9 protein-coding genes and 3 riboswitches are annotated in these 12,087 nt (G+C 73.4%); of the genes, 8 read left to right on the top strand and 1 reads right to left on the bottom strand.

The genetic code is table 11. The features are described 5' to 3' along the window. Positions 1-67: 67 nt before the first annotated feature. A complete protein-coding gene (gene metE / locus JQN83_RS10910) occupies positions 68-2,305 on the top strand; it encodes a 5-methyltetrahydropteroyltriglutamate--homocysteine S-methyltransferase (protein WP_208566982.1) in 2,238 nt (745 codons plus the stop codon). A gap of 147 nt (positions 2,306-2,452) precedes the next feature. Here the strand turns inward: metE and JQN83_RS10905 are convergent, their stop codons facing one another. Beyond that, on the bottom strand, positions 2,453-2,755 hold the full coding sequence (locus tag JQN83_RS10905; protein ID WP_208566981.1) for a hypothetical protein: 303 nt from the start codon (positions 2,753-2,755) through the stop codon (positions 2,453-2,455). Positions 2,756-2,970: 215 nt separating this feature from the next. After that, positions 2,971-3,175, bottom strand: a riboswitch (cobalamin riboswitch). Between the two features lie 218 nt (positions 3,176-3,393). After that, positions 3,394-3,520, top strand: a riboswitch (cobalamin riboswitch). A gap of 101 nt (positions 3,521-3,621) precedes the next feature. Here JQN83_RS10905 and JQN83_RS10900 point away from each other — a divergent pair. The 7 genes from JQN83_RS10900 to JQN83_RS10870 all read left to right on the top strand — a co-directional run bounded on the left by JQN83_RS10900 (position 3,622) and on the right by JQN83_RS10870 (position 11,748). Continuing rightward, positions 3,622-4,665 carry a peptidase gene (locus JQN83_RS10900; RefSeq protein ID WP_208566980.1) on the top strand — a complete coding sequence of 348 codons (1,044 nt, stop codon included), beginning with the start codon at positions 3,622-3,624 and terminating at the stop codon, positions 4,663-4,665. 32 nt (positions 4,666-4,697) lie between these two features. Continuing rightward, positions 4,698-5,183 carry an SCO2322-related protein gene (locus tag JQN83_RS10895; RefSeq protein WP_307799167.1) on the top strand — a complete coding sequence of 162 codons (486 nt, stop codon included), beginning with the start codon at positions 4,698-4,700 and terminating at the stop codon, positions 5,181-5,183. Between the two features lie 360 nt (positions 5,184-5,543). Next, positions 5,544-6,995, top strand: coding sequence for a prenyltransferase/squalene oxidase repeat-containing protein (locus JQN83_RS10890; protein ID WP_208566978.1), 1,452 nt, complete (start codon positions 5,544-5,546; stop codon positions 6,993-6,995). Further along, on the top strand, positions 6,992-7,897 hold the full coding sequence (locus JQN83_RS10885; RefSeq protein ID WP_208566977.1) for an SCO2322-related protein: 906 nt from the start codon (positions 6,992-6,994) through the stop codon (positions 7,895-7,897). The genes JQN83_RS10890 and JQN83_RS10885 overlap by 4 nt, the downstream gene beginning before the upstream one ends. Then, positions 7,890-9,131 carry a CbiQ family ECF transporter T component gene (locus JQN83_RS10880; RefSeq protein WP_208566976.1) on the top strand — a complete coding sequence of 414 codons (1,242 nt, stop codon included), beginning with the start codon at positions 7,890-7,892 and terminating at the stop codon, positions 9,129-9,131. Before JQN83_RS10885 ends, JQN83_RS10880 begins: the two co-directional genes overlap by 8 nt. After that, a complete protein-coding gene (locus JQN83_RS10875; RefSeq protein ID WP_208566975.1) occupies positions 9,128-10,765 on the top strand; it encodes an ABC transporter ATP-binding protein in 1,638 nt (545 codons plus the stop codon). Before JQN83_RS10880 ends, JQN83_RS10875 begins: the two co-directional genes overlap by 4 nt. Further along, positions 10,762-11,748 carry an ECF transporter S component gene (locus JQN83_RS10870; protein WP_244252194.1) on the top strand — a complete coding sequence of 329 codons (987 nt, stop codon included), beginning with the start codon at positions 10,762-10,764 and terminating at the stop codon, positions 11,746-11,748. The genes JQN83_RS10875 and JQN83_RS10870 overlap by 4 nt, the downstream gene beginning before the upstream one ends. A gap of 12 nt (positions 11,749-11,760) precedes the next feature. After that, a riboswitch (cobalamin riboswitch) is annotated at positions 11,761-11,979 on the top strand. Positions 11,980-12,087 lie beyond the last annotated feature (108 nt).

The following is a 12,087-nucleotide window of genomic DNA, read 5'->3' as shown; positions in this document are numbered from 1 at the left end:
GTTACGCCATGGCGTATCCGCGCTTCCTCTCGGGTGGTCGTCGGACACCGCGAGGGAAGGACCACCTGTGACCACCTCATTCGGGCAGAGCACCGTGCTCGGCTATCCCCGTATCGGCGCCCACCGCGAGTGGAAGAAGGCCGTCGAGGCGTACTGGGCCGGCACGCTGGACGCCACCGGCCTGGAGGACCTCGCGGCCGGGCTGCGCGCCGAGGTGTGGCGGACGCTGCGCGACGCCCGCCTCGACGCGATCCCGTCCAACACGTTCTCCTACTACGACCACATGCTCGACACCGCCGTCGCGGTCGGTGCGGTCCCCCGCCGCTTCGCCCGGCTCGGCCTCGGTCAACTCGACACCTACTTCGCCATGGCCCGTGGCGTCGATGCCGCACCAGCGCTGGAACTCACCAAGTGGTTCGACACCAACTACCACTACCTGGTGCCGGAGATCGACCCCGACACCGTGTTCGCGGCCGACCCGGCGAAGGCGCTGAGCGAGTACGCGCAGGCACGTGACCTGGGCATCACCACCCGGCCGGTGCTGGTCGGGCCGGCCACCTTCCTGCTGCTGGCCAAGGGCGAGGATCCGTTCGCCCGGCTCGACGACCTGGTCGACACGTACGCCCGGATCCTCACCACCCTGGCCGACGCGGGCGTGGCCTGGGTCCAACTGGACGAACCCGCCTACGTCGCGGACCGCACCACGGCCGAGATCGACGGCCTGCGGCACGCCTACCGACGTCTCGGGGAACTGCCCCACCGTCCCCGGATCTTCGTCGCCACCTACTTCGGTGACCTCGGCGACGCGCTGCCGGCGCTGCTGGACACCCCGGTCGAGGCGATCGGCCTGGACCTGGTCGCCGGTGCGGGCAACCTGCGCCGGCTCGCCGCCGCCGGTCCCCTACGCGGCAAGACCGTCGTCGCCGGACTGGTCGACGGACGCAACATCTGGCGCACGGATCTACGCGCCGCCGTCGCCGCCGGTGCCACAGTCGCCGGACTGGCCGACCACGTGGCGGTGTCCACGTCCTGTTCGCTGCTGCACGTGCCGGTCGACCTGTCGGCCGAGACCCACCTCGACCCGGAGTTGTCCACGCGGCTCGCGTTCGCCCGGCAGAAGGTCGACGAGGTGGTCCTGCTCGGGCGTGCGCTGCGCGACGGCACCACCAGCCTGCCGGCCCCGTTGCCGCCCGCCCCGCCGGCGTGGCGGCACGACGACGTGCGCGGCCGGTTGGCGGCGCTGCGCCCCACCGACCGGCACCGTGGCGACTACGCCGAGCGGGCCGCCCGCCAGCAGGAACGGCTGGGGCTGCCGGACCTGCCGACCACCACGATCGGTTCGTTCCCGCAGACCGCCGAGCTGCGCCGGGCCCGTGCCGCGCACCGCGCCGGCACCCTCGACGACGCCGGCTACACGCAGCGGATGCGCGCCGAGGTGGAGCAGGTCATCCGGTTGCAGGAACGGCTGGGTCTGGATGTGCTGGTGCACGGTGAGCCGGAACGCAACGACATGGTGCAGTACTTCGGCGAGCAACTCGACGGGTTCGCGGCCACCACGCACGGCTGGGTGCAGTCCTACGGCTCCCGCTGTGTGCGCCCGCCGATCATCCACGGCGACGTGGCCCGGCCTGTTCCGATGACTGTCGCCTGGTCCACCTATGCCCAGTCGCTGACCGACCGTCCGGTCAAGGGCATGCTCACCGGCCCGGTCACCATCCTGGCCTGGTCGTTCGTCCGTACCGACCAGCCGTTGGCCGACACCGCCGACCAGGTGGCGCTCGCGCTGCGCGACGAGTGCCGCGACCTGGAGGCCGCCGGCATCCGGATCATCCAGGTCGACGAACCCGCCCTGCGGGAGACCCTGCCGCTGCGTCGGGCCGACCAGAAGGCGTACCTGGAGTGGGCCGTCGGCGCGTTCCGCCTCGCCACCAGCGGCGTCGCCGACGACACCCAGATCCACACCCACCTGTGCTACAGCGAGTTCGGCGAGGTGATCACCGCCATCGACGCGCTCGACGCCGACGTCACCAGCATCGAGGCGTCCCGGTCCAAGATGGAGATCCTCGACGACCTCGCCGCGATCGGCTACCGCCGGGGCGTCGGCCCGGGGGTGTGGGACATCCACTCGCCCCGCGTCCCGCCACACCACGAGGTGGTCGACGCGCTCCGCCGGGCCGTCGCGGCCGTGCCCGCCCGACGGTTGTGGGTCAACCCGGACTGCGGTCTGAAGACCCGCACCTATCCGGAGGTCGAGGCGTCCCTCCGGCACCTCGTCGCGGCTGCCGCCGAGGTCCGCGCGAGCTGACCGGGCCGGTCCGGGCGGACTCCTGGGGGGAGTCCGCCCGGACCCGACCGGACGAGTCGTCCGCGCGACCCATCTACCGGCAGGATCGGGCGGCTCAGGAGAGTGCCGTCGCATGTGGCGCGGCGTCCGGGTGGGTGTCGTGGTGGCTCATGGCGTCGGTGTGGGCATGCTCTGCGGTCGCGGGATCCGCTGGTCGTCTACCAGATCCCGGATCCGTCTGTCGGTGTCGCGGTGGGCCGCACAGCAGTCCGGCGTCGAGTCGACGATCCGCCGGATGTCGGTGAGCAGTGTGCGCAGGGTGTTCACCTGGTCGGTCAGGCTGCGGTTTCGCGCTTCGCGTGCGCCGAGCTGCCGTCGCGCGGAGGCGAGACGTTCGTAGTCCGCTGCCGGGAGGACGACGACTTCTTCGTCATCGATCGTGATGTGACGTGGTGCGGCGGGCCTACTCACTGGCCGTTCCGTTCGGCTGGCGTGCCGACGGTGCCGGTAGTCACGGCACCGTACGTTGACCGACGGGGTCGTTGTGCTGGTGGCGCTTGCATCGGGGTCTCCTCATGCCGAGTCGTCGAACTCGGCTGGGAGCGGTGCGGTCGCACGCAGCACCGGATGTCGTGCTGTCGACGATGGTCGACCCGCCCTCGAAGGTCGCCGAGCTCGCCGCGTGCGGATGCACGTGGGCAGCGGCAGGTCTTCGGACTCGTGGGCGTCGTGCTCAGGCCTACCGGCCGTCGCTTCCCAGGCCCTGTGGGCCCAGTGCTGATGACGGCGGTCGTTCCCACTCACCGCTGCGGGGCAGTCCCGGTTTCGCACCGGGTTCCCTCTTGCGCCGCCACGTGGTGGCGTGGCGGACCGACTGCGGTGTCACGATATCGCGTCGGGTCCCGACGCGGCGGTGCTTCCTGCCGCAGCGTCGCCGACCCGGGGGCGACGCGGTGAGTCGATGTGCCGTTGCTGACCGCGTTCGTGTCGGGTGGCGAGGGTACGGCCGGCTTCGTCCGGAGAGGACGGCGATCATGCCGGTTCTCACCAACCGTGTTCGAACGATGGCGCATTGACATCCCCTGTCGCGGAGATCAGACTGTCGCGACAACTCCATCACCGCGTGTGCGCGGGGGAAGTCCGGTCGAAATCCGGCGCTGGCCCGCAACGGTAGGTCGCCAGGGTGCAGACACTCTGACGGCGAGCCCGAATACCCGCCGCACGCGGGATTTCCGTTCCCCACCCGTCGTGGCCCACGGGTCGGAGGCCGGTCGATCCTGCCTGCCGGTGGTGATCGCCCGGGTTCTGACGACCGCCGGGCCGGAAAGGCGCTTCCGATGGTCGTCCGCCTGAGCCGGCACCGCCTGCTCGCCCTGTTCTGCGGCGTACTCGCCGCCCTCACCCTCGCCGCACCTGCGACCGCCGCGCCCGCGCACCCCGGCGTCGACCGGTCCGGGGCCGCCGCCGGCTGGCTCGCGCGGCAACTCGTCGACGGCGAACGATTCGAGGTGGTCTTCGACGGCGTCGCCTACCCCGATCAGGGGTTGACCCTCGACGCGGTGTTCGCCTTCGCCGCCGCCGGTGTCGCCGACAACTTCGGGGCGCAGGCACTGGACTGGGTCACCCGGCCGGACGTCCGCGACGGTTACGTCGGTGACGGCGGCACCGAGGCGTACGTGGGCGCGACCGCGAAGCTCGCCCTCGCCGTGCAGGTACGCGGGGGCGACCCGACCGACGTCGGCGGCGTCGACCTGATCGCCCGGCTGCGGGGGCTCGAATCGCCCAGCGGCCGGTTCACCGACCGGTCGGCGTACGGGAACTACAGCAATGCGTTCAGCCAGTCCTTCGCGATCCTCGCCCTGGACCGCACGGCGCAGGGTGTGCCCGCGACTGCCGCCACCTGGCTGGCCGGGACCCGCTGCCCGGACGGCGGATACCCGCTGCTACCTGCTCAGCCGGTGTGTACCTCCGATGTGGACGCGACCGCACTGGCGGTGCAGGCCCTCCAGGCTGCGGGGCGTCCGGTCGCCGCTGCCGCCGGGCTGCGCTGGCTGGTGTCGGTGCAGGGCGCCAACGGTAGCTTCGCCGATTCGTCGGGCGTCCCGAACGCCAACAGCACCGGGCTCGCCGCGCAGGCGCTCCGCACCGGCCACCGGCCGTTGGCCTGGGCGCGGGCACGGGCATACCTGGTCGGCCTGCAGGTGGGTTGCAGCGCGGCGCCGGCCGACCGGGGCGCGGTCGACTTCGACGGCGGCACCTTCGACCCGGCCACCGCCACCCGCGCCACCGGCCAGGCCGTCCTGGGCCTGACCGGCGACGGCTACGCCGCGCTCTCCGCTGCGGCCGCCGGTTCCGGCGCGCCGGTCCTGACCTGTCCATGACCTGTCACGCCGACCTGAACCCGGGAGGACCTGTGTTCCGTCTCCGATCCATCGTCCGCGTACGGCTCGCCGGCCTGGTGGCCGCCGCCGTGGCCGCGGTCGCCCTGACCGCCGTGGAGCCTGCGCCGCAGGCGGCGCACGCCGCCGCCTGTACCGGCACCTCAGGGGTCACCGTCGTCGTCGACTTCGGCGCGCTCGGCGGGGGCGTGCAGGTCGCGTGTGCGCTGGGTGACCCGGCCACCGGGGTGGCCGCCCTGCAGGGGGCCGGTTTCACGGTGACCGGCACCTCGCGCTGGGGTCTGGCGTTCGTCTGCCGGATCAACGGCAAGCCCACCTCCGCGACCGAGCCGTGTGTCAACACGCCGCCGGCGACCGCCTACTGGTCGTACTGGCATGCGCCGGCGGGCGGGTCGTGGTCCTACAGTTCCTCGGGCGCGAGCAGCTACAACCCGGCTCCGGGCAGCGTCGAGGGCTGGGCGTTCGGGGCGGGCGCAGCACCGAGCATCGCCGCACCCTGACCCTGACCGCAGCCCTGGTGTGACCGGCACGTCGGCTGCCGGCGGCCGCCCTGGCGTCCTACGACGCCAGGGCGGTACCGTGTCGGCATCCGGCGCGCCGGGTGAACAACTGCATACGTCCCGTGTGGGGGGAAGCCGGTAGAAGCCGGCGCTGACCCGCAACCGTGAGCGAGGGGTCCTCTCGCGAGCCGGAATGCCCCACCTGGGACGAGCGGCTTCCACTGTCGAGGTCTACAGGGTGAGGTCCGGGCTGCCGTCGACGGTCCGTTCACCCCGCTCACCGCAGTACGCGGAGCGGGGTGACGTGTCCAGGGGGCGTGTTCCGGGGTTCTCACCGACCGCTCTGCGAAAGGCAATCCCATGCTTCTGTCCCGGCGTCTCGCCACCGGCCTCGGCGCGATCGTGGCGACGACTGTCGTCGCGGCCGCCGCCGTGCCCCTGGCCGGGATGGCCGCGCCCGCCCCGGCTGATGCCGCCGCCGCGCGTGATGCCACCTCGTGGTTGGCCGGTGAGTTCACCGACGGCACGATGCCCGGGCCGTTCGGTGGGCAGGACTGGGGCCTGACCATCGACGGCATCATCGCGATGTCCGCCACCGGCGGGTCCGCACCGACGCGTCAGGCGGCGACCGGGCAGGTCGCGGCGCACGTCCGCTCCTACAACAGCTACGACGACTGGGGCATCGAGGGTTTCACCGACGGCGGGGCGACCGCGAAGCTGCTCTACGTCGCGTCCGCCGCCGGCGCCGACCCCACCGACTTCGGCGGGTACGACCTGCGGGCGGTGACGCTGTCCCTGCTGGCCGGGGCGGACGCCGGTCACCAGAGGGGACGGATCACCAGTCGCACCACGGCCGACAGCGGGCCGGACGCCAGCAACACCTTCGACCAGTCCTTCGCCGTGCTGGGGCTGGCCCGCAGCGGTGACCTGCCGCAGGACACCGTCGACTTCCTCGTCCGGCAGCAGTGCGCTGCCGGCGGCTTCCGGCTCTACCCGGACACCGCGGACGGCCCGTCGCCGTCCTGCGACGAGCAGCCGGGCGCGACCCTCGACGTCGACTCCACGGCGATGGCCGTGCAGGCGTTACTGGCCGCCGCTGACTCCGGTGCCACCGGCGCCTCCGACGCCGCCCGCCGGGGCGCGGACTGGTTGGTGGGTCAGCAGCATGCCGACGGTACGTTCGGTGGTTCCGGCCCGACCACCGGCGCGAACTCCAACAGCACCGGGCTGGCTGGGCAGGCGCTCGCCGCTGCCGGCCGGGACAGTCAGGCCGCACGGGCCGCTAATGCTCTGACGCAATTGCAGCTCACGGCGGCGAGCGGTGGTGCCGCCGCCGGTGACGCGGGCGCGATCGCCTACAACGCCGAGTCGTTCACCGGCGCTGTCTCGACAGGAATCGCGGACACCGACCGGGACCAGTGGCGCAGGGCCACCGCGCAGGCTCTGCTCGGGCTCGCCCAGGTGCCGCTGGGCCGCATCGGTCTCGACCTGCCGCCGACGTCGCCGACGCCCACGCCGACCGGCACCGCGACTCCCACACCGACCGTGTCCCCCACACCGACGGTCGCGCCGACACCGACGGTGACCGGCACGGCCGGTCCGAGCCCGAGCACCACCGGCAGCCCGGCGACGCCCTCCCCCACCGTGTCACCGACCGGCACCGCCGCGCCGAGCACCACCCCGGCCGCTCCCGCACTGCCCGGCCTCCCCACCACCGGCACGGCGATCATCGGGTACGTGCTGGTCGCGCTGCTGCTGATCGGCGGCGGTGTGGTGCTGTTGGTGCTCGGACATCGACGGCGGGCGCAATGAGCAGCCGGGCCGCTCACGCCGCGACGGTCGTCGTGTTCACTGCGGTGAGCACCGTGTCCTGGCCGGGCAGCCCGGCGGCGGCTGCCGGGTCGGCCGGATACTGCCCGGATGCCTCCGGGGTCACCGTCGTGGTCGACTTTAACGAGTTGGGCGGGGGCACGGTGGTGCGCTGCGCCTCCGGCACCCAGGCCACCGGTCTGGCGGCGCTCAAGAACGCCGGCTTCGAGATCACCGGCACGCTGCGCTGGGGTGAGGGTTTCATCTGCCGGATCGACGGCAAGCCGTCCGCGGCCTCGGAGAAGTGCGTGGACACCCCGCCGGCCAGCGCCTACTGGTCGTACTGGTATGCCGCGAACGGGGGTGGTTGGGCGTACAGCGACAAGGGTGTCCTCAACCGCAAGCCGCCGGCCGGCAGCTTCGAGGGCTGGTCGTTCTCGCTCAACCGCAACGCCAGCGACGCCCCCAGGCCGGGAGTCACACCGAAACGGCCAGCCCCCACACCTCCACCTCCACCTCCACCTCCTCCACCGCCGCCGTCCGGTGGCGGACCGGCCACGCCACCGCCGGCCGCAGGTGGCGGTCCGGTCGTGCCACCGGCCGGCGGTGCCGGTCGGACCACGATCCCCCCTCCTGCCGGCACCCCGGGCGCCACCCTGTCGGCCACGGCGTCAGCCAACGTGGCGGCGACATCCCCGTCGGTGCCGACGACGACGCCCGGTGGCGGCACCGGCTCATCGGGCGGCACGGCCAGCGAGCCGGCGGTGACCGAGGTCGCCGCCTCCGACAGCGACGACGGCGGGCTGCCGCTGGGCACGATCGCCGGCGCGCTGCTGCTGGCCGCGCTCGCCGCCGGCGGCGTGGTCACCGCCCGCCGACGCCGCGCCGCCGATCCCGATGACTGAGCATCGGGACGGGGTTGACGCGGCTGCGGCCGACCCGGGGAGCGGACCGCGCCACTGGTCGGCCGCCCGGCTGCCGCGGGGGTTGCATCCGGGCGCGTGGTGGTTGTGGGCACTCGGCCTGGCCACAGCAGCCAGCCACACCACCAATCCGTTGCTGTTGGCGCTGCTCGTCGCCGTCGCCGCGTTGACGGTGCTGCGGCGGCGCACCGACGCTCCGTGGGCGCTGGCGTTCCGGATGTACCTCGTCCTCGGCGCGGTGATCATCACAATGCGGGTGGTGTTCCGGATCGTCTTCGGCGGCGGGCAGGGCGAGCACCTGCTGGTGTCGCTGCCGGAGATCCCGCTGCCCGAGTGGGCGGCGGGCATCCGGTTGTTCGGGCCGGTGGCCCTCGAACAGGTCCTCGGCGGCTTCTATGACGGGCTGCGGCTGGCCACGATGCTGGTCTGCCTCGGCGCCGCCAACGCGCTGGCCAATCCGAAACGGCTCCTCAAGGCCGTGCCCGGGGCACTGTATGCGGTGGGCACGGCCGTGGTGGTGGCGCTGTCGGTCGCGCCGCAACTGGTGGAGAGCGTGCTGCGGGTACGTCGGGCGCGTCGGCTGCGCGGCGCGACCGGTCGGGGCATGCGTGCACTGCGGGGGATCGCCCTGCCGGTGCTGGCCGATGCCCTGGACCGGTCGTTGGCACTGGCGGCGGCGATGGACTCGCGCGGCTACGGCCGCACCGCGGCGGTGCCGGCCGGTCAGCGCGCCGCGACGGGGGCGCTGGTGCTCGGCGGGCTGGTCGGTGTCTGCGCCGGGACCTACGGGCTGCTCGACTCCACCGGATCCGGATACCTGGGCCTGCCGATGCTCCTCGCCGGCCTGGCCGTCGCCGTGACCGGAATGCTGCTGGCCGGCCGCCGGGTGCACCGCAGCCGCTACCGACCGGACCGGTGGCACCCCGCCGAACTGCTGGTGGCCGGGTGCGGCATCGCCGCCGCCGCGGTGACGCTGCTCGCCGGCTCGGTCGCCCCGGAGTTGCTGTATCCGCCGGTCAGTCCGCTGACCTGGCCCGAGGTGACGCCGCTGATGCTGCTCGCCGTCGCGGCGGCGGCGGGGCCGGCGTGGCTGGCCCCGCCACCACCCGGGTCACCGTCGACCCGACCGCCGACGGTCGGCACATCGGGCAGCACTGTCGCGGCACCTACCCGTACCGGCGACCCGGCCACGTCCGTACCCGGAGGTCACCCGTGATCACATTCGACCGGGTGACCGTCCGCTACAGCGACGACGGGCCACCGCCGCTGCGGGAGGTGAGCCTGCGGGTCGAGGAGGGCGAACTGTGCCTGGTCGCCGGTCGCACCGGGGCCGGCAAGTCGACGCTGCTACGGGCGATCAACGGCCTGGTGCCGCACTTCACCGGCGGCACCCTGTACGGCAGCGTCACCGTCGACGGTCGGGACACCCGCCGGCACCCGCCCCGCGATCTCGCCGACGTCGTCGGTGTGGTCGGTCAGGACCCGCTGTCCGGGTTCGTCACCGACACCGTCGAAGAAGAGTTGGCGTACGGAATGGAGCAGTTGGCCCTGCCGGCGGCGGTGATGCGTAAGCGGGTGGAGGAGACCCTCGATCTGCTCGGCATCGCCGAACTGCGGCACCGGCCGCTGCGGACGCTGTCGGGTGGGCAGCAGCAGCGGGTCGCGATCGGCGCGGTCCTCACCTCCCACCCCCGGGTGCTGGTGCTCGACGAACCCACCTCCGCCCTGGACCCCACCGCCGCCGAGGATGTCCTCGCCGCCGTCACCCGGCTGGTCCACGACCTGGGCGTGACCGTGGTGCTCGCCGAACACCGCCTGGAACGGGTCGTGCAGTACGCCGACCGGCTGCTCTACCTGCCCGGCGACGGCCAGGTGGTCGACGGAGAACCGGCGGCGGTGCTGACCGGTGTCGACCTCGCGCCGCCGCTGGTCGAGCTGGGCCGGCTGGCCGGGTGGACGCCGCTGCCGCTGTCGGTCCGCGACGCCCGCCGACAGGCCGGTGCCCTGCGTCAGCGGCTCGCCGACACGACGCCTCCCGAACCGCCGCCGGCTCCAGAAGCGGCCCCGGTGCTGGCGGCCCGGAAGATCGTCGTGCGCTACCCGGGCACCGTGGCCGTGGCCGGCGTCGACCTCGACCTGCATCGGGGCAGGGTCCTCGCGTTGATGGGCCGCAACGGCTCCGGCAAGTCGAGCCTGCTCTGGGCGGTGCAGGGCAGCGGTCCCCGCCACCGGGGCACCGTCACCGTCGATACCGGCGGTGGGCGGGATCCCGTCGACCCGAAGCAGCTGCCGGCCGGTCAGGCCCGCCGGCACGTCGGACTCGTCCCGCAGACCCCGGGAGACCTGCTCTATCTGGAGACGGTGGACGCCGAGTGCCACCAGGCCGACCGGGAGACAGGCGCGGCGGCCGGCACCTGCCGCACCCTGCTCGACCGGCTCGCTCCCGGTCTGCCCGGCGACCGGCACCCCCGTGACCTGTCCGAGGGGCAACGGCTGGCGCTCGTGCTCGCCGTGCAGCTCACCGCCGCCCCACCGGTGGTCCTGCTCGACGAGCCGACCCGAGGTCTGGACTATCTCGCCAAGCGGCAGTTCGTCGCCCTGGTCCGCGGGCTGGCCGCCGCCGGCCGGGCAGTGGTGGTCGCGACGCACGACGTCGAGCTTGTCGCGATCCTCGCCGACCGGGTGGTCGTGATGGCCGACGGGGACATCGTGGCCGACGGCACCACCGCCGAGGTCATGCTCGCCTCGCCGGCGTTCGCTCCGCAGGTGGCCAAGGTCCTCGCCCCGGCGCCGTGGCTGACGGTCGAGCAGGTCACCGCCGCGCTGGGCCCGGCCTGGGAACCCGCATGAGCGTGCTGCGGGTCGCGCCGCGCACCGCCGTGGTGCTGGCCCTCGCCTCCGCCGCCGCGTTGGCCACCTTCACCTGGCCGTTCTTCATTCCCGCGCATCCCGAGAGCACCGCCCGCACCGGTGAGGCCCCACTGGTCTTCCTCGTCATGCTGCCGGTGCTGGTGGCGCTCGTCCTGGCCGAACTCAGCTCCGGTGGCATCGACAGCAAAGCCCTGGCGATGCTCGGCGTGCTCGCTGCCGTCAACGCCGCGCTGCGTCCCCTGGGCGCCGGCACCGCGGGCATCGAAACCGTGTTCTTCCTGCTCGTCCTCGCCGGTCGGGTCTTCGGGCCGGGTTTCGGTTTCCTCCTCGGCTCGACGTCGCTGTTCGCCTCCGCGCTGCTCACCGCCGGAGTGGGCCCGTGGTTGCCGTTCCAGATGTTGTGCGCCTCCTGGGTGGGTCTCGGTGCCGGCCTGCTCCCCACGCGGCTACGCGGCCGGGCCGAGGTGGCCGTCCTGGCCGGGTACGGAGCATTCGCCGCCTACGGCTACGGCCTGCTGATGAACCTGTGGTTCTGGCCGTTCAGCCTCGGCGCGGACACTCAACTCTCCTACGTCGCCGGTGCACCGGTACTGGACAATCTGCACCGCTTCGCCGTGTTCACGGCCGTCACCTCGACGTTCGGCTGGGACACCGGGCGGGCGATCACCACCGCGGTGGCGGTCGTCCTGGCCGGCCCGGCGGTGCTGGCCGCGCTGCGGCGCGCCGCCCGGCGGGCCGCGTTCGACGCCCCGGTCACCTTCGCCGCGCCCGCGCCGCAGCCCGCGCCGTCAGCAGCCACGCCGGTACCCGGGGCGCCGGTGGCGGCATCGGGAGACGTGACGGGTCCCGCCGTAGGCGTGGCCCCGCCTGCCCGCCGATGGCTGGATGAGCAATCCGCCACCGCCGAGGAGGGCGGGCAGGGAGGTGGGTCACATCAGGCCCCGCAGCGGCCGGCGGACTGACCGGTCGCGGATAAGCTGCTTCGTAGCGTTGGTTCGCCCGGACGCTGTCACGTCCGGGCGTCGCAAGAGGGAACCCGGTGGGAATCCGGGACTGCCCCGCAGCGGTGAGTGGGAACGACCGCCGTCATCAGCACTGGGCCGCACGGCCTGGGAAGCGACGGCCAGTAGGAGATCCGGCGTAGCCGGATCACGCCCGCGAGTCCGAAGACCTGCCCGCGCTGCGCATCCACGAGGTGGGTGCGCTGCCGTCGACCTCGCGGGCGGGTCGGGCGGGTGATGCGCTGCGGCGTGTCCTCGACGTGCGTGCCGGCTGGTCGGTCGGTGTGCTTCCCGAGGACG

This window comes from Micromonospora antibiotica (assembly GCF_017599305.1).
Taxonomy (GTDB): Bacteria; Actinomycetota; Actinomycetes; order Mycobacteriales; family Micromonosporaceae; genus Micromonospora; species Micromonospora antibiotica.
This window is presented reverse-complemented; position numbering and strand designations above follow the sequence as displayed.